Raw genomic sequence first — 26,704 nt, forward strand, 5'->3', positions numbered from 1 at the left:
CCCTGATTTTAAACCAAAATGATTAATCATTATGAAAAATAGATGTTTTATAATTTTAGCAGTAATTACTCTGATATTAAATTTTGGATGTAAAAAAGAAACATCAGAAACCGCATCCTCAACGCTGGTTTCAGAATCTGGAACTCAGATTAAATTAGATGGCGAACTGCCTTCAAAAGAATCTATTCCGGCATTATTTGACGAAATGGATTTTCAACAAGCAACGCAATGTTATTTATGGGGATTGCCTATTGTGGCTTTCGCCGAATGGCAGCAGCAACACTACAAAACATTTAAAGCATCAAGTAACGATCTTGTTTTATATAACTCTTATGACGATCGTTTAGGAATTCTTACCGCAAATGCTACAACGCCTTATATCATGACGTTTATAGATTTAGCAGCAAATGGTCCAACCGTTATCGAAATGCCGGCTGGACATACTGCCGGTGGACTGGCAGATTTTTGGCAGCGAGAACAAGCAGTAATTGGAGAAATGGGACCAGATAAAGGAAAAGGAGGTAAATACATCCTGGTTCCTCCAACAATTAAAGATTTTAAAGCCGATGGATATTTTATAGTTCCATGTAATACAGTAAATATGTTTTTCGGGTTTAGAGCTTTAGATCCTGATCCTAAAATTACAGAAACGCTGCTAAAACAAGTAAAAATTTATCCGTACGCACAAAGAGCAAATCCCGGACCAACAAAAGTGGTTAGCCCGCCGACAGGTAAAAAATGGTTAGGAATTCAGCCGCCAGGAATTAAATATTGGGAACGTCTTCATGCTATTTTACAAAATGAACCAGTAGAAGAAAGAGATCGTTTTTTTATGGCTTGGTTAAGAAATCTTGGTATAGAAAAAGGAAAAGCTTTTGCTCCAAATCAACGTCAGAAGAAAATTTTAATTGCCGCTGCAGAGAAAGGACAGCAAATGGCAATGGCAAATTCATTTGAAAAGCGTTTTTCAGATGTAAAACACTGGCCGGATAAAAAATGGGATTATGTGCTAATTATGAAAGACCCATCGCAGCATGCTGATAATTATGATGAGTTTTTTGAGCGATCATCCTATTTCTATGAAGCCGTTACCTACTCAAAAGCCATGATAACAAAAATACCAAATGTGGGTCAGGCCTACTTAGGATCATATTATGATAATGAAGGAAACTGGTTAGAAGGAGGAAAAAATTATACACTAAATATTCCGGCAAATCCGCCAGCAGTTAACTTTTGGTCTATTACGATTTATGATTCGGCAACCCGTTGTTTAATAGATAATCCGCAGAAAAATGCAGACTTATCTTCCCGTAAGGATTTAATAAAAAATAAAGATGGTTCTGTCGATTTATATTTTGGACCAAAAGCCCCAGCAGGAAAAGAAAAAAACTGGGTTCAGACTTTACCGGGAAAACATTGGTTTACTTATATGCGTTTTTACGGACCAACGACAGCTTATTTTGATAAAAGCTGGAAAATGGATGATATAAAAGAAGTAAAATAAGAATCCTTTTATGGTCGAAAAAGCAGCAGATAAAACAGAAATTTCATTTGATCCACTAGCATCAAAAGCAGAACGTTATGAGAAAGGTGCAGCGATTAGAAAAACAGTTCCATGCTCTGCACATCAGGAATATACTCCATTTAAGAATCGGGAAGATCCTATCGATATTTTGATAAAAACCAGTATTGGAAGAATAGAAAGTTTGCTGCCCATTCGATACAGGAGAATGATGGAATCTCCATTTGCCTTTTTTCGCGGCGCAGCAGCAATTATGGCAGCAGATTTGGCACAAACACCAAATACAGGAATCGATTTACAGCTTTGCGGGGATTGCCATTTAATGAATTTTGGAGGTTTTGCGACACCAGAACGTAAATTGGTTTTTGATATAAATGATTTTGATGAAACTTTTCAAGGTCCATGGGAATGGGATGTAAAACGGTTAGCTGCAAGTTTTGCGATTGCAGGAAGATGGCTCAAATTTGCTGATAAAAGCAATAAAGAATTTGCCTGGCACGTGGCAGACAGTTATAAAAGGCATATGCTGGATTACAGCAAATTATCGGCGCTTCAAATTTGGTATGCTGATATTGATCTTGCCGAACTTATCGAACTGGGAAAAGATGAAGAAATAAAAGAATTTCATCAAAAGCGAATAAAAAAAGCAGCCGAATATACGGCACATGAAAAGGAATTTGCAAAAATGACATATCAGGATGGAGTTCGCGCCCGAATAAAAGATGAACCGCCTTTGATATTTCATTCATCGGAAAATGATGAAAAGATCATTATGAAAGAAGCAGAATTGGTTCATAAGCGATACATAGAATCATTGCCAGAAGACAAGCAAATTTTGTTAAGCAGATATTCTATGCATGACTTTGCCATAAAAGTGGTAGGCGTAGGAAGTGTAGGCACACTTTGCGGTATAAGTTTATTAATGTCTGCCACGGGCGAGCCCATTTTTTTGCAGTTTAAAGAAGCAAGACAAAGTGTTTTAGAACAATATGTAAAGTCGAAAAAGAAATACAATCAGGAAGGCGAGCGAATTGTAATGGGACAAAAACTAATGCAGTCTGCTTCGGATATATTTTTAGGATGGACCAATGACGATAGAGGAAGATTTTTTTACATCCGTCAGCTTCGTGATGCTAAAGTCAAACCCGTTCTTGAAATAATGAAAGAAGAAAACCTGAAAGATTATGCCAAAGCCTGCGGATGGGCACTTGCAAGAGCGCATGCACGTTCGGGAGATCCATCTGTTTTATCCGGATATATTGGTGATAATAATGAATTTGCCAACGCAGTTTCGAAGTTTTCTCTTTTATATGCAGATCAAAATGAGTTAGACTACAATAAAATGATCCAAGCCATAAAGGAAGGCAGACTGCCGGTTTCTGCAGAAATATGATTTTGCAGGATAAATAAAGCAATTATAAATAAGTAAGAATTTTTTGCTAAATGTTTATGTCAATAAAATAAATTGATTATCTTTGAGTGTTTGCTAAAAGCCTGTAATATAGTTCTTTGTGTTTTTTTAACGCATTGTCGAAGCCGTATATTCTTTCATTCAAGATTTTTCAGAATTAATAATTTCGAGTTAAGTAATTAATCATTAATTTAAATTCTACAAAATGAATATTAAAAGAACAAATCTTCGCATAATCCCAATTTTGTTTTTGGGTTTAATTTACAGCTGTTCCCCAACAGTTAAGGTTACAACAGATTACGATCACTCTGCAAATTTTAGTGAATATAAAACTTTTGCAGTTTATGATTTAAAAGCGCAGCAAGGTCAGGTAAATCAATTAAATGTAGACCGTGTTACAAATGCAATTCGTGCCGAAATGATTGCAAAAGGATTTACAGAAAGTTCAAATCCTGATTTAAAAGTAAATGCAGTTTCTATTTTAAAAAATAAAACACAAGTTACAGCCGACTCTAATTTTTATGGTTATGGCGGAATGTATCGTCCGTATGGATATTGGGGCGGCGGAGCCATGATGGGCGGCGGCACAACAACATTTAATACTTATGATTATGTTGACGGTTCATTAGTTATCGATATAGTTTCTACAAAAACACAAAAATTACTTTGGCAGGGAATTGGAAATGCTCAAATTGACAGTAAACCAGATAATCCTGAAGAATTTATAAATAATTCTATCAAAAAAATCTTAGAAGGATTTCCTCCTGGGGCAGTAAAAAAATAGCATAAAACTACTGTTTTAAATAGGCTGTACTTTCAAATTTAGTAAGTACAGCTTATGATCGCACATTTTATTTTCTTTGAAAATCCCCCTTTTCAGAGAAAAAGGACAAACTAATCAAAGCTTAAAACGTATGACCGATATAGTACTTTCGCTTTTCTTTTTTATAGCTACAATTGTAGGATTTGCTACTTCATTTATGGTTCTTTTCTCAAAGAAAAACTATTCTAAAAGTTTTTTCTTAGGACTGTTTTTGTTTAGTCTTGCAATTGTAAGTGTCTATAATTTTTACTTATCGGCAAATGTTTTTAAGGAATTTCCGGATTTGTTCATGATCACCAAATCGTTTATTTTTTTAGCAGCTCCGTGCGCATTTTTATACGTTCGAAATATTTTATTCCCAAACTCATCTTATAAAAAATACGACTGGTTTCATTTTCTGCCATTCCTCATTTATTTCTCATTAACTATTTTAGTCTGGATTGGAAATTACACCAATATTTATTTGATAGACTATATTTCGGTAAAAACAAAAAATCCTTTCTCAATGTTAAGTCTCAGCGTTTGGCTTATGTATGCATTTTGCCAAACCATGATGATTTTAAATTACGACATTAAAAAATTTAAGGAAAACCACCTCCAGCGAATAAAAATATTAGGCTGGATCAGGGTTTATAATCTGGTTATTTTATTTTTGTTTTCAACACTTTTCGTGCATTTCTTTTTAATCAATAACGTCGACAATTTAGATTTATCCTGCTACATTCTTATTTCATCGGTTTTAATATTTACAGTTGGATGGCTGTATTTTAAACCGCAGCTTTTTTATGATGCAAATGAAAACGAAACAGATTTTGTCAATGAAGATTTGAGAACCTACGCTTCACAGGAAAGCAAAAATTCACAGCCAATAGTAAAAGAGTTAACGCTGGAAAAACGACAGCTGTATCTGGCAAGACTAGAAAGTATTTTTGATTCTAAAAAACTCTTTTTAAAGAAAGATTTAGTCATTCGGGATATTTCAGAAGAAACCGGAATTACCGTAAACAATCTTTCCTGTTTAATTAATTCAGAATTCAATCTGCACTTTCAGGATTATATTAATTTAAAACGAATCGAATATTTTAAAGAAAAAATAAACGATTCAGACTGGAAAGATCTTTCCCTTGAAGGAATGGCCTGGGCATCTGGTTTTAAATCCAGAACAACCTGCTTTAGGGCTTTTATAAAACATACCGGAAAATCTCCTTCAGAATATTTTAGAGTAATCAGGATTAACCCTGAAAAAAGCAGTTCTTATTTTTTTAAACAATCTACAAATTAAAATAGTTTGTAAAGACGGATTGTTAAGTCTCATTAATTTAAAGAAGAAACCATGAAAACGAAATCAAAACAAACCATAAAATCAGTATTCATCTTATTATTTCTGTTCGTTTGTTTTTTAGGAAATGCACAGTTAAAAGGCGGTCATATTCTTGGAGCAATGGGATTACAATCCGGAACCCAGACTCCGGCAAATACTTTAAGCGTTTACGTGCCGGGTTATTTGTATGATGCAGGTTCCCTTCGAAATGCAGACGGTGACGAATCTGTCGCAAATCCAGACATTACCATGTTTATAACAGGAGTTGGAGCTAATTATGTAAGTGATTTCAAAATTTTAGGAGCTAATTACGGAGCGACTATTTTGCTGGCTTTTGCTTCAAATACCATTCAGGGAAATTCACTTGATGCCACAAATTCACTCGCTTTTACAGATATGTATGTACAGCCCATTCAATTAGGCTGGCACAACAAAAGAGCCGATTTTGTTTTTAGTTATCAATTATATCTTCCAACAGGAAAATTTACCGCCGGAGCTTCAGATAATGCCGGTTTAGGGATGTTGATGAATGAATTTTCGGCCGGAACAACCGTATATTTTAATGATAAAAAAACATTTCATTTTTCGGCTTTAGCCTCTTATGAAATAAACGGAAAAAAGAAAGATACCGATATCAAAACCGGAGACATTTTAAGTGTTGAAGGAGGTTTAGGAAAAACCTTTTACACGCTTAATGCTGCGAAAACTGCTCCAAGCGGAATATTAAATGCAGGTTTAATTTACTATTTGCAATATAAAATTTCAAACGATAAAATTCCGGTGGGCAATTTCGTGATTGAACCAGACAAAGACAAAATTGGAGGCGTTGGTGCTGAGGTAAATTATTTCCATATAGGCTGTAAAACTTCTGCGGGACTTCGCTGGATTTCAGAATTTGGAGCCGAAAGCCGTTTTCAGGGAAATACTTTTTTCCTGACACTTGCTCATGTATTCAGTCTGGCAAAAGAGAAAAAAGAATAATCTCAAAAGGATTGAAGTTGATGTTTTTTTAAAGGAATAAGATAAATTTTAAATTGATTTAAATGAGAAATACATATTCAGATTCTTCCATAAAAAACAGAAAACTTTTTCTACAACTGGTTTTCATTTTTGCTTTGTGTTTTTTTTCTCTTCAAAACATAACCGCACAAACGGCACAGAAACCACATATAACCACAAAAGATTCTCTCGACGGAGCTTTTGACTTAAGCGATTATATTATTTATGCACACGGTTTTATTGTAGTTCCTACTGTTATTACAGAACCAGCTTTGGGCGGAATTGGAGGTGCAATCGTTCCCGTTTTTCTTAAAAAACGTCCGCCGGTTGTAGACGAAAACGGCAAAAAACGTTTTATAAACCCAGACATAACAGGAGGAATTGGTATGTATACCGAAAATAAAAGCTGGATGGCAGGCGCATTTCGGTCTGGAACCTTAGTCAAATCCAGAATTTTATATCGTGTTATGGCAGGTTATGGCGATATGAATTTATCTTTTTATGCTAATAATATCCCAAATGCAAAAGATCAGGAATTTAAACTCAATTTTAGATCAACTATTTTTTATACACAATGGCTTAAACAATTTAGAAACGCAAAATGGAGTGCCGGACCGCAATATCTTTTTTTAAACTCAAAAATAAACCTGCCCGATGTTGATCTTCCGCCGCCATTTGTACAGCCAAAAGACATTAAAAGTACCATAAGTCAGCTTGGAGCTGCGCTTCAGTTTGACGGACGTGACAATATATTTACACCAGATAAAGGAATCCGGCTTCAGTCAGATTTCTTTTGGTCAGATGACGCAATAGGGAGCGATTACGATGCCTGGCGCGTCAATTTATCGGCAATAGGATTTTATCCCTTAACAAAAAAATTAATTGGCGGGCTTAGGGTAGAAGGAGAGCAGGCGTTTGGGAGTCCGCCTTTTTATCTCTTGCCCGGAATCAATTTACGCGGAATTCCCGCCGCCAGATATCAGGGAAAAACAAGCATTGTTACCGAAGCCGAATTACGATGGGATTTATACCGAAGATGGAGTCTTATGGGTTATGGAGGTCTCGCAAGTGCTTTTAACGATTGGGATCAGGCTTTCGCCAAACCCGTTGTCTATAGTTACGGGACAGGTTTTAGGTATTTATTAGCCCGAAAATTCAAACTGAGAATGGGAGTTGACGTAGCAAAAGGCCCCGAAGATTGGGCGTATTATATTGTTTTTGGTAGTAACTGGCTTAGATAATTGTGAATTGTTAATGGTGAGTTGTTAATTATAAAAAGTAAAATAAAAATTCCCGATAATAAATATCGGGAATTCAAATATAATTTGTGGAAATTCGTGCAATTCGTGGCAAAAAAAACTCTATTTCGCCCAATACGGCTTGATAATTTTATTCTGTTTGTGGTTTAAAACTAATAGAATAATAGTTGCAGCGGCACAAAATATAATAGCCTGAATCGATCCTTCGGGACCAAATTCTCCTCCGGTAATAAATTCTGGACCTTGTATTTTTGCTTCTAATAAACTGCTTGTTTTTTCGTTTCCGGAAGTTATGGCTCCAAAAATTCCCGACTGAGTAAAATTCCATGCAAAATGCAAAGCGATCGGCATCCATAAATTACGGCTGTACATGAAAATAGCTCCAAACAAAAATCCTGCAGTTGTAATACAGATTGCAGAAATTAAAGTGCCGTGAGGATTTGCCAAATGAAAAACACCAAATAGAACAGCAGAAATTGTAAGGGAAATATAACTTCCCAGTTTTTCTTCTACAATTCTAAAAATAATTCCTCGCACCAATATTTCTTCAATAATAGCAACTGTAAACATTATGGTAAACGGAATCAGAATAAACGAAACAGGATTGATATTTACAACACTGTAACTTCCGTTAAGGTAAATTACTAAAATGGTTAAGGATTGTAAAATAAAGCCAATCAGAGCTCCAATACTAATATTTTTGGCAAGTCCTTTTGTAGAAAATTCTGTTATGGTTCTTTTCTCATATTTTTTAAAGAAAAGAATATAACTGAAAATACACGAAAAGGAAACAAAAAGTCCTTTTAAGAGATTTCTATAATCTTTGTCAAGAGATGTCAAAGCCAATAGTTTTACGGCAATTTGCTGGCCAATAATAACAACGGCCATAAAAGTAAGCAGAGCAAGAAAGATTTTGACAACAGGGAAATTAAATATTTTTTGTTTTCTGGTAAGGGTTTCCATTTGGTTTGTTTTATGATTTATGATGAGACAAAAGTATTGCACATCAAAAACAAAAAATAGAATGAAATTTGCCTCTTTTATAATTTTTGAAATTGTTTTGGCAGAAATCCCGTTTGGCTTTTAAAAGTTCTAATAAAATGGCTTTGATCTGCAAAACCGCATTCGAGGGCAATTTCGGTTAAATTACTTTCGTGCGATTGTATCAGCGAAAGCGAACGATTTATTTTAATTCGGCGCATGTATTCGCCTAAAGTACAGCCAAAATACTTCGGAAAATGTTTAGAAATCGTAATCGGATTTAAATTTAAAACCAGTCCTAAATCCTGCAGATTCGGGTTTTCGTTCCAGCAGTCATTCAGTAATTCCTGTAAACTTTTCACCCAAAACGGACTTTTATCAAAACGTTCCAAATGATTTTGAGCATTCGAAATCTGCGAAAAAAGCATCGTAATCGTATCGGCAGAAAAAGTATCAGAAGTAAGTGTTTCTTTAAAAATCTTCAAAATCAGAAATTTAGTAAACGCCGAATTTTGAACCGATTTTTCGATCACAGCTTCAGATAGTTGAAGATCTTTCAGCAGATTTTCTTCAATTTCAATATTAATATTTCGGGACGGAAAAAGTGTATTTTGGTTTAAATGCAGTTCGTCGCTGTGGTAAAATAATAACGAACCGGGACCTACGGTTTCGCTGAAATTTTTTCTTTTTTCAGTAGTTCCGCCTTTTAGGAAAAGCGTTATATGCGCATTATTGTGCGAGTGCCAGCCTTCGTAAACCTTGTTTTGATACTCGGTTTCGACAACCGCAATTCCCTGTTGGGTATTGAAGCTCTTTTTAGTATTGCCTAAGTATTTCTCTTTTTCGAGTTCGTACATTTTGGGGTTTATAGCGTGGCATTTCAACAGCCAAATTACTATTTATTTGCATATAAAATCAAAAAACATTTGATTGTAAATAGATTATGTTTTTATATAGTTTGTAAGGTTTTGAGGATTAATAAAAACATTGTATAAACATTAACTGTTAAATAATAGTTTATTTACCGAATATTTAATTTTTTTGTAACAAAAATATAATACAGGCTACTAATAAGTAACTATTTAAATCTTTTGATTATGTATAAAAATACGATGAAATCAGTTTTCGCGGCATCTGCTTTTTTAGTTGGTGTAAGCGGCTGTTTTGCGCAGGACATTTTGGTAAATTCCTTAAAGCTAAATGCGAGTGATAAAAGTAAAGAAGCTTTTAAATTCACTGAAGTAGTTAACTTAGGAACAACGTCGATTAAAAACCAGGGTTCATCTGGAACTTGCTGGAGTTATGCATCAAACTCATTTTTAGAGTCAGAAATGATTCGTTTAGGAAAACAGCCTGTTGAGCTTTCTCAGGTTTTTTCTGCAAGAAATGTGTATGTTGACAAAGGAGTAAATTATGTTCGTATGCACGGCGCGATCACTTTAGGTGACGGAGGTTCGCTGCACGACGTAATTAATATGTACAAAAAATACGGAACCGTACCAAGAGAAGTTTACACAGGATTGAACTACGGAACAGATAAAAATAAATTTGCCGAAATGTCTGCACTTATCGAAGGTGTTTTGGCTGCGGTGGTTAAAAATCCAAACGGAGAGTTAACTCCAAACTGGCAAAAAGCATATGCTGCTGTTATCGATTCTTATTTAGGAAAAGTGCCGGATAACTTCAATTACAAAGGAAAAAACTATACGCCGCAGTCTTTTGCAAAAGAAGTGGTAGGTATTAATCCTGACGAATATGTAGAAATGTCTTCGTTTACAACTTCTCCTTATTACCAAAAAACAGTTCTTGCCGTGCCAGACAACTGGTCATTAGATCAGGTTTACAACGTAAAAGTAAACGACATGACAGATGTTATCGACAATGCATTGAAAAAAGGATATACTGTAGCTTGGGCGACAGACGTAAGCGAGAAAAGCTTTAGCTGGAAAAACGGTGTTGCATATGTACCAACAAAGAAATTTGACGACATGACTGCCGAAGAAAAAGCAGATATGTTTAACGGACCAAAAGCTGAACCGGAAATTACTCCAGAAATGCGTCAGGCTGCGTTTGACAATTACGCTACAACAGACGATCACGGAATGCACATTATTGGTCTTGCAAAAGATCAAACCGGAAAAGAATATTATATCGTAAAAAATTCTTGGGGAGAAACTAATGACTATAAAGGTTTCTTGTTCGTAACCAAAAATTTCGTAAAATATAAAACGACTGCCTTAATGGTAAACAAAGGAGGAATTCCTGCTGAAATTGCTAAAAAGTTAGGGGTTTAAGGAGTTTTAAGGTTTTTATAAAGATAGAAAAGCGCCGTGATCTTTGGATTACGACGCTTTTTGTTTTTTTTCATATTTCAGACTAAGCTATTAAAGTAAATTTTAGCAACTCCCTCAATATAATCTTTTTTTAAAGCTTTCTTAATTTGTTTTTTTAAGATTTTAGATTTTTTGAAAGCTTTAAAATAGAATTTGGTTTGATATTCCAAAATCCAATATTGATTAAATTTAGAATAGTCAAAACCATCCAAATCCATTAGCCAGTCATAATAATCTTTTTGAAAGGTAAAGTTAGATAATAACTTAATTTCATCAGAGAATGGTTGATTGTACTTATACATCAAATTTATTAACTTCCCTAATCTAAAATTTTGATTAGAATTAATAAAATATCGTTCAGGATCTCTTTTAGTTACGTCAGGTACAGTTTTCGCAAATTTATCTAATAGATCTTTTTCAAAATCGATTAAATTATGTATTGCACAAACTGAATAAAATTCAGGATCAAAATTTTCTTTTAATCTATTGATTATTATATTTTTAATGGATTTTTTTAAGTCTGAATTTAAGAATGATATGGCATAACCTATGCTATCTAATTTATTATCTTTGGAAAATATAATCTCCTCATTGATAACTTCTGTTTCAACAATTTCATAAACTAATTTTTCAATTTCATTAGGGCTGGAATTTTCTGAATAATATTTTATTGCATAACTAAAAACTGAAGAATACTCTCCGTTATGTTCCCGTAGTAAAAAAATTAATTTTTTAATATTATTGTTATTAATTTTTTTGTGACCTAAAAGAAGTTGATAAAGAGCTCCAAAAGGAATTATAGTTCTCAAATTAAAATTAGCAAGAATCAAAAGGAGTTTACTTACTAGTTCATTTATTTGTGGTTCGGAAAATTTAATTCTAGAAATAATCAATCCGAGATTGGCAATAACTATTTCTGATGTGTCTTGGAGTGTTTCATTCTCTTCATTATTTACAATTGTAATAGAGTTATTAAGATTTTCTAAATATGAATTCAAAGACGAGAAAGTCTTTTCTTTATTTTCGACATTTATTTTCTTGATATTATATTTAGTTAACAAATGAATTCCTTTGTCATAATTAATATTAAACATCCACATATCTAAAATAGTCGACGTAAATTTTTTATATTTAGAGGTATTCGGATTTTTTAATGAATATAGAGCTAAACTTGCCTCTAAAACTTTTGTGGTTAATTGTTTGTACTCATCAAATGTGTTATAAATAATTAAGTTAAATTCTAAAAAATAGTATAATCTTAAAAAGCTGACTAATAGATTGTAAGAATGATTGTTGGAATGTTGTACACCATATTTATCATTAAAAGATATTCTTTTTATTTCTTCTAATTTATTGTCAATGTTAGCAAATGCTCTATCAAAAAAACTATCATCTTTAATCCATTTGTATAAATCATAAAAATGAGGAGCGTTCAACTGTATGTCTGCCTCTTTTATTTCAAGGTTTATATTTTTTAAGATTTCTAAAAGAGATGTTCTATCCTTATGGAAATAAGTAGTAGATATTATTTTTCTTAACTGAATTAAATTATATCTAGCAATAGTTGAAAAAATTATCTTTTTGTTTTTAGTAGCTTCTTTATCTACCAGTTTTAAAAGTTTGATAGACTCATTAAAGTTACCCATTGAATAGCTGGTATAAGCTCTTCTTAATTTTTCGTGTAAAGTATATTGATCTGAATCATTTTGTAATAAGGTTTGTGCTTTTATAAAATTTAATTTATCGTAATTACATCTTTCACAGTCACAAGGTTTACCTTTAAAAAGTTTATGTATACATACTCTTCTATTTGGTTTTTCTGAACTACCCGCCCAATGTACATGATCAATACAATTAACTGTAAAGAAGCGTATAATCTTTTCAAGTTTTTCAGAAACTAATTCATCATTATTGTATCTATTTGAAATAAGTTTTGCACCATCTAAAGTTATGCTATCCATTAGATCAAAAAAATCTTCATTATCTGTTTTTAAATCAGTTTCAAAAATATATGTTTTAGTACTCGTTTCTTTGAAAGGGTATAATTGTGAAATTATATTAGTAGGAATTACATTCATTCCTTCAAATAAATCAATTGAAAAAATTGCTTTATCAATTATGTCTTTGTCTTTTATTTTGTCCTTTATAAATTTATAATCTGCTTTTGTCTGTAGTGGTAAAATCCCCTTATGATTTTGTTGCAGTCTTGAAAAATGGATTTCTTTTGTAAATCTTGAAAAATTTTCAGAGTTAAGTAGATTTTCAGAAGGAATATAAATTTGTATAGTTGGTTTTTTAGTATTTGATTTTTTTAATTCTGATTCTTTCAATTCTGATTCTTTCAGAGAAATTTTATCTTCTATTGATGCATCAAGTTGAATAGCGTACCAATATGTTGTATCTGATGTTATGTCAGAATACATAAACAGCAAAGGCTCAGTTAACTCATAATAATATTGTTTAGCATGTCTAAGTTCTAGTTGAAAAGAAATTTTGCCTTTTTCTGGATGACTTTCTGATTTAATTACTTTTATAGGGGTATTAGTTCCTTTATTTTGTGTTTCAAAGAAAAATAATTGGGTTTGATTTTCTCGATGATAGACATGACAATAAAAATCTATGCCTTTTTCTTTTTTTTGATCAGATTCATGCTGTTTATATTCTAATCCGCTCTCTCTAAAAAGTTTCATTAATTTGAGCTCTAACTTACTGTCAGCTTCAATTTGTATTTCATCATTTCTTTTCATAAAATAAATACATCAATAATTAGGTAAAGTGAAGAGTAATTTTCAAGTTCAATATATAAAAAAAAGACCATTATTAAAATAATGGTCTTTTTCAATTATTTAACGTTCTTCGGTTCAAACTTTCATACTATAAATAATATTTTCTCAAAAATAATCTACTTCTCTTTCAACAATTTCTCCAAATACTCAACCTTATCTTTTTCAGCCTGAACCAAGCGCTCATAAAGTTCAACAACTTTATCAAGAGGATTGAAATTGCAATTATAATTAAGTCCAGCATTCACAATACCATTATCTTGATATGTATTTCCAATAATATTTAAAACCGCTTCTTCAGAGAAATTTTTAATTCCTTCAACAGTCACGCCTAATATTTCGGCAATTGCCTGAAGTTTCTCATCATCAATTGTTTCGCTGTTTTCAATAGCAGAAACAGTCTGCTGGCTCGTGCCTAAAGCCTGCGCCAAAGCTTCCTGCTTCATATCGCGAAGTTCACGAATACGGCTTATTTTTCGGCCTATATGATTTGGTTTTGTTAGTGTGCTCATAATTCAAAGATATTTAAAATTCCTGAAAAAAGTATTTCTGCTGTAAAATACAAGATGTTTTTGTGTGATACAATTTGCTGCGATTTCGGGAGAAAACAAAAATACAATTTTTCGCACAACGAATAATTAAAAACTAAAATTATAAAAATAATCAGCGTTGGGCAAAAAGCAAAACACACACTTTATCGTTTTTATAAGCACTTCACGGTCAAAGTAATGTGTAAAGGTCACGAAATCAGTAACTTTAAATAGTGTTTTACGGAGTATCAACTTAAATTTAATTACTTATGAAAACATATTTACTACATTTTGCGGCTCTTGTCGGTTTGTTTTCCATAAGTGGTTTTGCCCAGCAAACCAATTATATGGTAGCAAATGCAGATTCTCGAAGAGCGCCTTTTAAATTTGACAGCAAACCAACAGATGATCGTGTTATAGAATCGTATTTGGTTGTAGAAGTAATCAATATGCCTTTCGGAAAAAGAACTACTCAATACGAAGTTTCAAAACTGGATATGGTGTATACAAATGATCTCGGTCCAAATAATACCAGAACGGTAACTCCAATTTATAAAAAACCAAAAGTAAGAACAGCAAGTACAATTTTACCCTCAAAATCAATGGCAGATGCAACAACTAAAACCATTAAACCAGTCGAAGTTGAGGTTACTGCTCCGGCTTATAGTGAGAAGTTTGTAAAAGTAGATATTCTGGACACTTACGCCAATGTTTTAGACAAAGGTTACAAATCTATTGACATGCTTAAAAAAGTCGCTGACAAGTACTATTTTGAAAGTAATTTTGATGATGCCGTTAAATATTACACCGAGTTATTTACGCTCGATGCAAATTTAGACACCATTTATTATTTTAGATACGCGCAATGTTTAAAAGCTACAAATGAAAAAGAAAAAGGCGAAGAAATGATGAAATTGTTTGAAAGCAAGAATTTGAATCAATAGAGAGGAAGTAATAAAACTCAGTTTTGTCATTTCGACTGAAAGGAGAAATCTCCGCGAGAAGCTCCATACAGTATGTCGCCAATCTTTGTAGAGTTACTTGTTGAGATTTCTCCTTCGTCGAAATGACAAACTTTGAGTAGAAATTGTTTGAAAGTAAAAACCTCAATCATAAAATAGGCAAGGAATTAAACCATAAAGTACTTAATAGGTTTTATAAACATAGCCCACGATTTCAACCGCGGAAATGCAATTTTTGGGTAATACATTTTTTATAATTTGTATCGCGTTTCCCGTGGTTGGAACCAGGGGCTATGTTTGAAATACAATTGAATTGAGAGGGAAATGATGAAATTGTTTCAGGGTAAAAATTTAAATACAATGGAACTTAAAAATAAGCAAGAAACTAAATCACAATAAAGGTTTTGCGGAATATAATTAACATAGCCTGCGGTTTCAACCGCAGGAACGCAATGCTTGGCAATGTATTTATTATAATTTGTATAACGTTTCCCGTGGTTGAAACCACGGGCTATATTTGAAATACGATTGAATGTAGGCTCAGTTTTGTCATTTCGACTGAAAGGAGAAATCGCACTAGTAATTCGACATGCAAAATCGCCAATCTTTGTAGAGCTTCGAGTGCGATTTCTCCTTTCAGTCGAAATGACAAACAGGTATAAACAAAAAAAGACGATCATTTGATCGTCTTTTTTTAAGCTCCCCCTCTTGGGCTCGAACCAAGGACCCTCTGATTAACAGTCAGATGCTCTAACCAACTGAGCTAAGGAGGAATCACCTTAAAGGTAAATATGTTTGCTAAAAAAAAGTTGCTCCCCCTCTTGGGCTCGAACCAAGGACCCTCTGATTAACAGTCAGATGCTCTAACCAACTGAGCTAAGGAGGAAGTTGTTGCTCTTTTTAGCGAGTGCAAATATAATTGAATTTTTAGTTTCTCAAAAATATTTTAACTCTTTTTCTCAAAATATTTTTTTACTTGATAATTGCTTTATAAATGTCGTTTCCGTTTGCGAACAAAAGCAGTGCTATAAGTAGTACAAAGCCAACCATTTGGGCGTTTTCTAAGAATTTATCGCTCGGTTTTTTACCACTAATAATTTCATACAATAAAAACATCACATGTCCGCCATCAAGTGCCGGAATTGGCAATAAATTCATAACTCCAAGCATAATTGACAATAAAGCTGTGATTGACCAAAACGTTTCCCAGCTCCAAAAACTTGGGAAAATGTTGTAAATCGCTGCAAAACCACCCACTTGTTTGTAAGCTTTTGTTTCAGGATTAAAAATCATTTTCAGTTGTTTTCCATATCCTACTAACTGATCTTTTCCTTTTTGAATTCCAACAGGAATAGATTCAAAGAAACTATATTCTCTGGTACTTACTTTATAGTAACCTAATTTCTCTAAAGATTCGATTCCTAAACCGCCAACACCAATTCCTAATTTTCCTAGTTTAGAAACCTTAACCGTAACAGGAGTTTCTTTTAAATCACGTAAAACAACAGCAGGAATTGTTTTTCCTTTGTTAGCCTCTAAAACAGCTTTAGCTTCGTCAAAATATTTTATTTTTTGATTATTCAGGCTTACAATGATATCTTTTGGTTTTAAAGAAGTATTTTCTGAATCTTCAGAAATTTTACCCACAACAAAAGGCATTCTGATACCAATCAATAAACCTTTTTCATATTTAGATAATTGGTCAACAAAATCATTCGGAATATTAATCGTTTGTTGTTTTCCGTCTCTTTCAATCAAAACATGTTTCGACATGATAACGTTCATATTCATGTCGCTGTCAAAATTTTCAACCGTTTTACCATCAATAGAAATGATTTTGTCTCCGGTTTTAAAACCAGCTTTAAGCATTGCAGGATTTTCGATAAAAACACCGTCTTTCAAATCAGCATTTGCCACGTACGTATCGCCATAAGCAAAAGCCATTCCTATATATATAATAAACGCCAGGATAAAGTTTACCGTAACACCGCCAAGCATAATAATTAAACGCTGCCAAGCCGGTTTAGAACGAAATTCCCACGGCTGAGGTGGAAGTGCCATTTGTTCCTTGTCCATACTCTCGTCGATCATTCCGGAAATTTTCACATAACCTCCAAGCGGTAACCATCCAATTCCGTATTCTGTTTCGCCAATTTTCTTTTTTAACAGCGAATATTTAACATCAAAAAATAAGTAAAATTTTTCAACTCTCGTTTTAAACAATTTGGCAGGAATAAAGTGCCCTAATTCGTGAAGAATAATAAGTAAAGATAAACTCAATAGAAATTGAGAGAGTTTGATAACTATATCCATTTTGTATTTTTAGTTCGTATTTAACGCACAAAAGTAGCGTTTCTATTTTAATTTGAAAGCGCAATATAATACATAAGGTTTTAAATGTTTGTTAATTAATAAACATTTCAATTTCTCGTTTTAACAAGATACAGTAACTTTACTTTTTAAACGGCTGTCAATATCTATTGGTAGTCCAAAACCATTAAAAGTTACAAACATGGCTTCACAATTATTTTCTCCCCTAACTTTAAAAAACATCACCTTAAAAAATAGAATTGTTATTTCGCCAATGTGCCAATATTCGGCAGTTGACGGATTTGCAAACAACTGGCATCTGGTTCATTTAGGAAGCCGTGCAAGCGGAGGCGCCGGATTAATTATTCAGGAAGCTACAGCAGTTTCTCCCGAAGCAAGAATTTCTCCTGCCGATTTAGGAATCTGGAAAGATGAACATATCGAAAAACTAAAACAAATCAACGAATTTATTGTTTCTCAAAACTCTGTTCCCGGAATTCAGCTGGCGCATGCCGGAAGAAAAGCAAGTGTTTCTTCTCCGTGGGAAGGAAATAAAAAATTAGATTTCGCTCAAGGCGGATGGCAGACCGTTTCGGCAAGCGCGATTCCGTATCACGACGGAGAACCTTTTCTTCCCGAAGCTTTAGATAAAAACGGAATCCAAAAAGTAATTTCCGATTTTAAAACCGCAACAAAAAGAGTTGTCAAAGCTGGATATAAAGTTGTAGAAATTCACGCCGCACATGGTTATTTACTGCATCAGTTTTTATCGCCTTTAACCAACGTAAGAACTGATGAATATGGAGGAAGTTTTGAAAACCGAATCCGTTTTACGCTTGAAATTGTTGAAGCTGTCCAAAGCGAATGGCCTGCAGATTTACCTTTAATTGTTAGAATTTCAGCAACAGACTGGGCAGAAAACGGATGGAATCCTGAAGAATCGGTACAACTTTCAAAAATATTAAAGGAAAAAGGAGTAGATTTAATCGATGTTTCGTCAGGCGGATTAGTGTCGCATCAAAAAATTGCGATTGGTCCTGGTTATCAGGTTTCTTTCGCAGAAAAAGTAAAAAAGGAAGCTAATATTTTGACAGGCGCAGTAGGTTTAATCACTGAAGCCAAACAAGCCGAAGAAATTTTGAAAAACAATCAAGCCGATTTAATTTTGTTTGCCAGAGAATCATTAAGAAATCCAAATTTACCATTAGATTTCGCCAAAGAATTAGACAGCGATATTCAATGGCCAAAACAATACGAACGAGCTAAGATTTAAATTTTTATTGGCCAGAGATTACACAGATTAAAGTGATTTTTTTAGTTTTGGTTGCCACGAATTTCACTAATTATCACGAATTTTAAAGCTTTTCTATACGCACTGATTTGTGTAAATTAGAGAAATTCGTGGCAAACAAAAAATCCTTTTTAATCACATTAATCTGTGGCAAAAAACTAAATACAAAATGAAAAAAATAAAAACAGCACTATTATCATACGGAATGTCGGGAAAGGTTTTTCACGCGCCTTTTTTAGATATTCATCCGGGTTTTGAATTATTAGGATCTGGGGAAAGAAGCAAAAAACTAATTCAGGAAGATTATCCATACGTAAAAAGTTATCCTTCAATCGACGATTTATTAGCCGATGATGTTGACTTGGTAATTGTAAACACTCCAGTAGGAACGCATTATGAATACGCTAAAAAAGTACTTTTAGCAGGAAAACATGCTGTGGTAGAAAAAGCTTTCACAACAACTGTAGCCGAGGCAGAAGAATTAGCTAAAATCGCGCACGAAAAAGGATTAAAATTAGCCGTTTTTCAAAACAGAAGATGGGACAGCGATTTCAAAACCATTCAAAAAATAATCAATGAAGGAGTTCTGGGTGATATAGTAGAAGCCGAATTTCATTTCGACAGATACAACCCGTTATTAAGTTCGAAAGCCCATAAAGAAACTGCCAATGACGGAGCCGGAGTTTTAAAAGATTTAGGTCCGCATATTATAGATCAGGCTATTTGTTTATTCGGCTCGCCAAAATCGGTTTTTGGTGATGTGAGAATCACAAGAGAAAACTCATTAGTCGATGACTGGTTCGATTTATTATTGATTTATGATGATTTTAGAGTACGATTAAAAGCAGGTTTCTTTGTTAGAGAAGCAAATCCCGCGTATACGATTCATGGAAAAAAAGGCTCTTTCTTAAAACATCGCGGAGACATTCAGGAAGACGAATTAAAAATTGGTAAAAAACCAAACCTGGAATCTTGGGGAAAAGAACCGGATGATTTACAAGGAATTCTGCATACAGAAATTGACGGAAAAGTAATCCGCGAAAAAGTGCCGACACTTCAGGGAAATTATTTCTCCTTTTTTGACGGAGTTTTCAATTCTATAACAAACAATGTTGCAGAACCAGTTACAGCCCAAGACGGCGTAAAAGTAATGCAGATTATCGAAGCCGCAATTGCCAGCAGTGCGCAACGTACTGTAATTAATTTGTAGTGAAAATGGCTCACGGATTTTTACGGATTAAACGGGTTTACGCTGGTATAATTTTTTAAGAGTGTAATAAATAAAACATAATGTATATCGTAGAGACGCACAGCAGTGCGTCTTTTTTATGCGTGAAAATAAAATAACATCTGTGTAAACCCGTTTAATCCGTAAAATCCGTGGGCAAATTCGTAGAAATCTGTGGGCAAAACCCTGCTATTTATAAACAATAACGTTGTAAATAATTCAACAATTTGTACCTTTAAGTAAATACAAAGGTTTTTTGTACATTTATAATATAATCCCAAAACGCATACATTTTGATAAATTTTAATCCATTACAACTTTTTCAGACTAAAGGGAAAATCAAGAAAGTTTTTAGAGAAGCAAAAGCGTCTTATTTAAACAGAATTCGTTTTGCCGTTGGAATGTTTTATTTCGGAATGGGATTAAGTTTTGCAACCTGGGCGAGTCGAATTCCGGATATCAAAACAGCCCTTCATTTAACCGAAGGCGATTTAGGTTCTATACTTTTCTCCCTGCCAATGGGACAATTAATTATTATGCCTTTTTCAGGAAAAATGGTCACCAAATTCGGGAGTCATCGCATTTTAGTTTTCTCCCTAATAATGTATGTTTTGTGTCTGGCCAATTTAGGTTTAGCTACAACTGGTTTACAGTTATCAATTGGATTATTTTTATTTGGCTTATTCGGAAATTTAGCTAACATAGCCGTAAATACACAAGGCGTTTATACCGAAGTACTTTTCAAAAAAACAATCATGTCTTCTTTTCACGGAATGTGGAGTTTCGCCGGATTTACAGGTGCATTGGTTGGTTTAGGAATGCTGGCTTTAAACTTAACGCCATTAAATCATTTCCTGATTGTTGGCGGGATTGTGTTATTAATGGTAGCTTTTAATTTTAAATTTTTAATTCGTGCCAAAGAAAAAATCAAACATAATACAGAGAAAAGAAAAATCTTTGTAAAACCAGACAGCGCCTTAATTTGGCTTGGTGTAATTGGTTTTTGCAGCATGGCGAGCGAAGGTGTAATGTTTGACTGGAGCGGAGTTTATTTTAAAGATGTAGTAAAAGCACCGGGGCCATTAGTAATTTTAGGATATACTTCTTTTATGATTATGATGGCCGGCGGAAGATTTTTAGGTGACGGATTAATCAATAAATTTGGCCGCGAGCGTGTCATGCAGATAAGCGGCGTTATGATTTCTGCCGGACTTTTTACAGCAGTTTTCCTTCCCTATATTGTTCCGTGTACCATTGCTTTTATGGCAGTTGGTTTAGGAGTTGCTACTATTGTTCCAACCGTTTATAGTATGGCTGGAAAAAATCCAACAGTTCCGCCGGGAGAAGCTTTAACAATAGTTTCGAGCGTAAGCTTTTTAGGCTTTTTAATGGGACCTCCGGTAATTGGTCATATCGCTCAAAACTTCGGATTAGAGTTTTCTTTTGCCTTTATTGGAGTTTTTGGTGTTTTAATTGCCTTTATGGTTTCTAAAATTAGAACAACCACTTAATTTTTATTGCCCACAGATTTAATGGATTAGGGTGATTGCGCCGTGTTTTTTTAACTTCTTTATGAAATAAATTATTTTTGTAAGAATTTATTTCTTTTTAATTGTTTTTATATCTACATTTGATCCCAGAGTTTGTTTGTCTTACAAGCAAGACTCTTTCCAAAAACCAATTTATCTTTTGAATAGGATTAATATCCGAAAACAATTTTCAAAGTAAATTGGAATTTTAATGGTAAAAAAATACGCGCTCTTTTTTGTTTTATTGTCTTTTAGTTTTGCCTTTGCACAGGAAACAGTTTTTAGAGGAATTGTTGTCGATGCCAAAACGCAAAATCCTCTGGAGAATGTTGTAGTAAGTATTCAAAATTCTTCTATAACAAAACTTACTTCTAAAAGAGGCAAATTTGAATTGAGTTCTCCTATAGAAGGAGAACAGCTTCTTTTAATTCACAGTCAGGACTGCAAAGATTTACTACTCAAAATTCATTCTAATTTTGGTCAGATTATATATCTCGGAGTATTGCAATTAGAAGATATTTATTCTGATGAAGTTCCGGCTGCACTAATCACATTATTAGAAAGTGATTTGTCTGATGATAATAGTTCATCCGAAATGACTTCGGGACTTTTACAATCTTCTAAAGATGCTTTTATGCAGGCATCCGCATTTAATTGGGGTCAAGCCCGATTCAGGGTTCGTGGTTTAGACAGCGAAAACGGAACCATGATGCTCAACGGAATGACCATGAATAAAATATACGACGGCAGACCGCAATGGAACAATTGGGGTGGACTAAATAATGTGCTTCGTAATCAGGAATTTTCGGTTGGAACGGCTGCTTCAAATTATACTTTTGGCGGTGTTTTAGGAACACAGCAAATTTTTACACGGGCTTCTTTATATCGAAAAGGAGCACAGTTAACCTTTTCCGGGAGTAACACAACCTACAGTTTGCGTGGGATTGGAACTTATGCTTCAGGAATGGATATTGACGGCTGGGCTTATGTAGTTTCTGCAGGAAAAAGATGGGCAGATGAAGGTTATTTTGAAGGAACAAATTTCAATGCCGATTCTTTTTTTATTAGCGTTGAGAAGAAATTCAATAATAAACATTCACTCAATTTCACCGGATTTTACACACCCAATTCCCGCGGAAAAAATTCTCCAAATACTAATGAAGTAACCAGTTTAATGGGTGAAAAATACAATTCGTATTGGGGATTTCAGAATAACAAAAAGCGAAATGCAAGAGTAAAAAATGTTGAAGAACCGCTATTCATGCTGAATCATTATTTTAAAATTGATGAAAAAACAAACCTGAATTCGAGTGTAATGTATCAATTTGGGAAAGTTGGAAACAGCAATATTGATTATCAAAATGGCGACAGTCCAGATCCGGTTTATTATAGAAAAATGCCAAGTTATTTCAGTTCGCTTTATGCAAAAGACAAAGGTGAATTTTCGGGAGCATTTACGCCGGATTATGAAAATGCCGAAAAAAGCAGACTCACCTTTCTGGCAAATTCACAAATTGATTGGAATGCCCTGTATTCTGCAAATCAAAAGCCAGGCGAAAATGGTTATGAACCTGCAAAAAGCCATTATGTTTTATATGAAGACAGAACTGACGACAAAACTTTTGCAGTCAATTCAAACTTAAATACGCAGTTAACTCCAAATATTTCTTTTGATGGAGGAATTACTTATCAGAATTTAAAATCGCATAATTTTCAATATTTACTAGATCTTCTAGGTGGGAAATATTTTGAAGATATTGACCCTTTTTACAAAGGCGATCTTTCGCAATCGGACTTGCAAAATCCAAACAGACAAGTTGTAAAAGGAGATATTTATGGATACAACTATAATTTTTTAGCCAATACGATTAATGCTTTTGCACAGTTTAAATTCTCATACAATAAAACCGAATTTTATTTGGCACAATCCTATTCCGTTTCTGATTATCAAAGAGAAGGATTGTACCAAAACGGACTTTACCCAACCACTTCTTTAGGAAAAAGCGATAAAGTAAATTTCGAAAATTTTGGTTTTAAAGGAGGCTTTACTTATAAAATTTCAGGAAAACAATGGTTGTTTTTTAATGGCGCGCACTTGACCAGAGCGCCTTCACTTCGAAATACATTTTCAAATTCAAGATTAAATAATTCTATAGTTGACGGGATTGAAAGTGAAAACATTACAAGTGCCGAAGCTAATTATGTTTATCGTTCCCCAAAACTCAAATTACGTTTAACAGCTTTTTATACGCTAATAAAAAACACATCAAAAACTTCTTTTTTCTATGCCGAAGGAATCTTTGATAACGGAGCCGGTTATGACCCAACAGATGCTTTTGTGAGTCAGACTTTAACTCAGCTGGATAAGAAAAATACAGGAGCAGAGCTCAGTTTTGAATATCAGATTTCCTCGACTTTTAAAACAACTTTATCAGCTGCTTACGGAAATTATATTTACAACAGCAATCCAAATGTATCGATTACAAACGATGCAAACGCAGCAAAAGACGGAGCGCAGACTACTTTTGATTTTGGGAAAGCGTATCTTAAAAATTACAAACAGGCTGGAACTCCTCAAAACGCACTTTCATTAGGTCTGGAATATCGAGATCCTAAATATTGGTGGATTGGAGCTAATATAAATTATTTAATCGATAACTACATTGATGTTTCACCCATTTCAAGAACCTCACAATTTTATATTAATCCGGCAAATGGATTTCCTTTTCCCGAAGCAACATCTGAAAGAGGAAATCAATTATTACAACAAGAAAAATTTGATCCCATAACCTTATTAAATATCAATGGAGGAAAATCCTGGCGAGTTCATAAAAAGTATATCGGACTTTTTGCCAGCGTTAATAATGCATTAGGTTTAGTATATAAAACGGGTGGTTTTGAACAGGCCAGAAATGCAAATTTTAGAGCACTGAATCAAGATGTATCCAGCGGAACACCATCATTTGGTCCAAAATATTATTACGGTTACGGAAGAACTTATTTTTTAAATCTCACAATCGGTTTATAAATCGAAATCTATTTATCATGAAAAATATAATTTTAAATACATTTTTAGCTTCATCATTATTATTTATTTGCAGCTGCAGTACAGAAATAGCAAACCCAAAATTACAGTGTACTCAACCTGATTTTAAGGTAAACAAAACGGTCGAAAAAGTTTATGAACTTTCAAGTAATACGGCTAAGCAATATCTATATGATGATATTATAGAAGCTTATGTTGTTTCGAGTGACGAAGGCGGAAATTTTTTTAAAACAATTTCACTCCAGACAAAAGCGACTGAAAAAATTCCTGCAATAGGTTTTAGTATCCCAATTGATGCGTCAAACACTTACATTGATTATCGACTTGGGAATAAAGTATATGTAAAACTTAAAAATCAATTTACAGATTTGTATTATGGAGGATTACGGATTGGCAGTTTATATGTCAACAACGCCGGGGATCCAACAATTGGCAGGATTTCTCAAAATGAATATAAAAATGTTTTAAATGCTTCGTGTACTATTATTGATGAAAATGAGCTGGTTGAATCACTTTCTATAGAGCAGGCATTATCAGATAGTAAATTAAATACATTGATTGAACTTAATGATGTTGAATTTACAGAAGCTGCATTGGGACGTCATTATTTTGAAGAATCGAATAATATTGGAGGATCAACAAACTGGAACCTGCGTGATAAAACCGGAAATCAAATTATTTTTAGAACAAGTAGTTATGCAAAATTTGCAGATCATTTTGTGCCGGAAGAAAGCGGGAAAGTTAGAGGAATTTTAACCAAGTTTGGTACAGATTATCAATTAATGGTTCGTTCAGAAGAAGATGTGGTTATGAACGGAAAAAGAAGCGTTCCATTTTTTGCAGAGGATTTTCAATCGGTTAAAAACAATGTCAATTTTGCACTTCCAGGCTGGAGTAACATTGTAGAAAAAGCAACAAAATTATGGAAAAGCATGGTGTATGCAGGAAATGGTTATGCAGAATTTAATACCACAAGTACAACAGCGGCCGAAAATATTGCCTGGCTGGTTTCTCCCAAAATTAATTTGACAGGTTATAAAAATGCGGTTCTTTCTTTTAGAAGCGCACAGCATGATTTAAAAGTCGATTCGCCATTAAATACATTAGAAGTTTATGTCTCCACAAACTTTGACGGCTCAAGTGTAACTAAGGCAAAATGGACAAAATTAGAAGCGAAAGTTCCCACATTGTCAAATCCTTCCCGTGAATTCATGAGTTCTGGCGGAATAGATTTATCTGCCTATACCGGAAATATAAATATTGCCTTTAGATATGTAGGTTCAGGAAAAGATAAAACATTAAATGGCGCATTTATGGTCGATGATGTGAAGATTTTTGGTGAGAGATAAGAATTGTATTTGTGTAAGTTGTTGATTTGTAATTTTCTAAAATTGATTTTCTGTTTTTTTAAATTTTAAATTGCCAAATTTTGGCAGAATTTTGTATTTTGGTCATCCCAAATCAATACAAAAACAAAATGAAAACCTACTTTATTGCCATCCTGATGATGGTGTTTCCATTCTTGATGCAGAGTCAGGAAAACGTTAGATTGAAGCAGATCAATATTGTAAAAACAAATTACCAAAATTCTAAAGACGGTGAAATTGTAAATAAAACAATGGTCTTTAAAGAAGGTAAACTTCAAACTATTACAACTTCAGACGTTATTCAGAACTTTTTTTACAACAAAAAGGGCTTATTGGATATGTCTGTTAAAGATAAAGTGGGAAGCGACTGGAAAGAAGTTATCAATTACACTTATGATGCTGATAACAACATTACAAAATTTGTAAAAAAATATCAGGAAGGACCTGATTATATTACGAAAGTTGTATCGTTTGTTTATGAAGGTGCAAGAGTAAAAGTAACGACTAAAAAAAGTACAAATCACCAAAATTTAGTTGAAGATATCGAATATATCATTGAAAACGGTACTATCGTTAGACGTACATCACGTGATAGAAACAAGGCAATTATCGGAAAAATTGAATATGTGTATGTAAACGATAACGTATCAAAACATAAAGGATTAGTGGGAGATAAAATCTCTAAAACGTATACTTATGATGATAAGAAATCGGTAGATCAGTTAATCGTTCAAAACCTTTTTGGAGATAATTATAAAGTAATTGTACCAATGATTTCATATCATGAAGATGAATTTACGTTTGAGTCAATTTCATACAATAACGAAATGAACTTTAGCCCTTCGTCTACAGCTTTAGTTGCGGTAAGCCGAAAATACAAATACAACAAATTAAATTTTCCAATTTCATGCTCTCAAATTGAAGAGAATGGAATTGTAAAAACAGAGAAAACTTTTATCTACGAATAAAAAGTTTTTGAATCCTTTTAAGCCATTTAAAAATCAAGTTT

Annotated in this window: 19 protein-coding genes and 2 tRNA genes; 14 read left to right on the forward strand and 7 right to left on the reverse strand. The window is 33.6% G+C overall.

The genetic code is table 11. The features are described from left to right. Positions 1 to 31 precede the first annotated feature (31 nt). The 6 genes from NLJ00_RS06195 (at position 32) to NLJ00_RS06220 (ending at position 7,317) form a co-directional block, all read left to right on the forward strand. The gene (locus tag NLJ00_RS06195; RefSeq protein ID WP_256636593.1) at positions 32 to 1,504 is read left to right on the forward strand and encodes a DUF1254 domain-containing protein; all 1,473 of its coding nucleotides are present in this window, start codon (positions 32 to 34) and stop codon (positions 1,502 to 1,504) included. 10 nt (positions 1,505 to 1,514) lie between these two features. Next, positions 1,515 to 2,915: a DUF2252 domain-containing protein gene (locus NLJ00_RS06200; RefSeq protein ID WP_256636594.1), complete on the forward strand. Its 1,401-nt coding sequence runs from the start codon at positions 1,515 to 1,517 to the stop codon at positions 2,913 to 2,915. A 223-nt stretch (positions 2,916 to 3,138) separates the two neighbouring features. Then, the gene (locus NLJ00_RS06205; protein ID WP_053472892.1) at positions 3,139 to 3,717 is read left to right on the forward strand and encodes a DUF4136 domain-containing protein; all 579 of its coding nucleotides are present in this window, start codon (positions 3,139 to 3,141) and stop codon (positions 3,715 to 3,717) included. A gap of 130 nt (positions 3,718 to 3,847) precedes the next feature. Beyond that, positions 3,848 to 5,038, forward strand: a complete 1,191-nt coding sequence (locus NLJ00_RS06210; RefSeq protein ID WP_256636595.1) for a helix-turn-helix domain-containing protein — start codon at positions 3,848 to 3,850, stop codon at positions 5,036 to 5,038. Positions 5,039 to 5,089: 51 nt separating this feature from the next. Continuing rightward, a complete protein-coding gene (locus NLJ00_RS06215) occupies positions 5,090 to 6,058 on the forward strand; it encodes a SphA family protein (RefSeq protein WP_256636596.1) in 969 nt (322 codons plus the stop codon). A gap of 62 nt (positions 6,059 to 6,120) precedes the next feature. Then, the gene (locus NLJ00_RS06220) at positions 6,121 to 7,317 is read left to right on the forward strand and encodes a BamA/TamA family outer membrane protein (RefSeq protein WP_256636597.1); all 1,197 of its coding nucleotides are present in this window, start codon (positions 6,121 to 6,123) and stop codon (positions 7,315 to 7,317) included. A gap of 120 nt (positions 7,318 to 7,437) precedes the next feature. Here NLJ00_RS06220 and NLJ00_RS06225 read toward each other — a convergent pair whose 3' ends face one another. Then, entirely contained in the window at positions 7,438 to 8,298 is an 861-nt protein-coding gene (locus NLJ00_RS06225) for a CPBP family intramembrane glutamic endopeptidase (RefSeq protein WP_256636598.1), read from the reverse strand. A 77-nt stretch (positions 8,299 to 8,375) separates the two neighbouring features. Then, positions 8,376 to 9,173 (reverse strand): helix-turn-helix transcriptional regulator, encoded by a 798-nt coding sequence (locus NLJ00_RS06230; RefSeq protein ID WP_256636599.1) that lies wholly within the window; start codon positions 9,171 to 9,173, stop codon positions 8,376 to 8,378. A 240-nt stretch (positions 9,174 to 9,413) separates the two neighbouring features. Between NLJ00_RS06230 and NLJ00_RS06235 the strand changes: the two genes are divergently transcribed. Continuing rightward, a complete protein-coding gene (locus NLJ00_RS06235; RefSeq protein ID WP_408611624.1) occupies positions 9,414 to 10,610 on the forward strand; it encodes a C1 family peptidase in 1,197 nt (398 codons plus the stop codon). Positions 10,611 to 10,687: 77 nt separating this feature from the next. Here NLJ00_RS06235 and NLJ00_RS06240 read toward each other — a convergent pair whose 3' ends face one another. Then, a complete protein-coding gene (locus NLJ00_RS06240) occupies positions 10,688 to 13,396 on the reverse strand; it encodes a DUF4365 domain-containing protein (protein ID WP_256636601.1) in 2,709 nt (902 codons plus the stop codon). 155 nt (positions 13,397 to 13,551) lie between these two features. Continuing rightward, the gene (locus NLJ00_RS06245; protein WP_256636602.1) at positions 13,552 to 13,944 is read right to left on the reverse strand and encodes a helix-turn-helix domain-containing protein; all 393 of its coding nucleotides are present in this window, start codon (positions 13,942 to 13,944) and stop codon (positions 13,552 to 13,554) included. Between the two features lie 287 nt (positions 13,945 to 14,231). On the opposite strand from NLJ00_RS06245, the gene NLJ00_RS06250 reads away from it, so the two are divergent. Continuing rightward, positions 14,232 to 14,906 (forward strand): hypothetical protein, encoded by a 675-nt coding sequence (locus NLJ00_RS06250; protein WP_256636603.1) that lies wholly within the window; start codon positions 14,232 to 14,234, stop codon positions 14,904 to 14,906. A 717-nt stretch (positions 14,907 to 15,623) separates the two neighbouring features. Here the strand turns inward: NLJ00_RS06250 and NLJ00_RS06255 are convergent. The 3 genes from NLJ00_RS06255 to rseP all read right to left on the reverse strand — a co-directional run bounded on the left by NLJ00_RS06255 (position 15,624) and on the right by rseP (position 17,237). Next, a tRNA-Asn gene (locus NLJ00_RS06255) sits at positions 15,624 to 15,697 on the reverse strand. 39 nt (positions 15,698 to 15,736) lie between these two features. Next, a tRNA-Asn gene (locus NLJ00_RS06260) sits at positions 15,737 to 15,810 on the reverse strand. An 86-nt stretch (positions 15,811 to 15,896) separates the two neighbouring features. Further along, on the reverse strand, positions 15,897 to 17,237 hold the full coding sequence (gene rseP, locus NLJ00_RS06265) for an RIP metalloprotease RseP (RefSeq protein WP_256636604.1): 1,341 nt from the start codon (positions 17,235 to 17,237) through the stop codon (positions 15,897 to 15,899). A gap of 199 nt (positions 17,238 to 17,436) precedes the next feature. Here rseP and NLJ00_RS06270 point away from each other — a divergent pair, with 199 nt between their 5' ends. From NLJ00_RS06270 to NLJ00_RS06295, 6 genes are all read left to right on the forward strand, one after another. Further along, on the forward strand, positions 17,437 to 18,507 hold the full coding sequence (locus tag NLJ00_RS06270) for an NADH:flavin oxidoreductase/NADH oxidase (protein WP_256636605.1): 1,071 nt from the start codon (positions 17,437 to 17,439) through the stop codon (positions 18,505 to 18,507). Between the two features lie 187 nt (positions 18,508 to 18,694). Then, complete coding sequence (locus NLJ00_RS06275) at positions 18,695 to 19,735, forward strand: Gfo/Idh/MocA family oxidoreductase (protein WP_256636606.1); 1,041 nt, start codon at positions 18,695 to 18,697, stop codon at positions 19,733 to 19,735. Between the two features lie 311 nt (positions 19,736 to 20,046). Further along, positions 20,047 to 21,264: an MFS transporter gene (locus tag NLJ00_RS06280; protein ID WP_256636607.1), complete on the forward strand. Its 1,218-nt coding sequence runs from the start codon at positions 20,047 to 20,049 to the stop codon at positions 21,262 to 21,264. 229 nt (positions 21,265 to 21,493) lie between these two features. Beyond that, the gene (locus tag NLJ00_RS06285) at positions 21,494 to 24,310 is read left to right on the forward strand and encodes a TonB-dependent receptor (RefSeq protein WP_256636608.1); all 2,817 of its coding nucleotides are present in this window, start codon (positions 21,494 to 21,496) and stop codon (positions 24,308 to 24,310) included. A 17-nt stretch (positions 24,311 to 24,327) separates the two neighbouring features. Then, positions 24,328 to 25,677 carry a DUF5689 domain-containing protein gene (locus NLJ00_RS06290; protein ID WP_256636609.1) on the forward strand — a complete coding sequence of 450 codons (1,350 nt, stop codon included), beginning with the start codon at positions 24,328 to 24,330 and terminating at the stop codon, positions 25,675 to 25,677. A 128-nt stretch (positions 25,678 to 25,805) separates the two neighbouring features. Beyond that, entirely contained in the window at positions 25,806 to 26,663 is an 858-nt protein-coding gene (locus NLJ00_RS06295) for a hypothetical protein (RefSeq protein ID WP_256636610.1), read from the forward strand. Positions 26,664 to 26,704: the final 41 nt, after the last annotated feature.

It is taken from the genome of Flavobacterium panici, assembly GCF_024499525.1.
Taxonomy (GTDB): Bacteria; Bacteroidota; Bacteroidia; order Flavobacteriales; family Flavobacteriaceae; genus Flavobacterium; species Flavobacterium panici.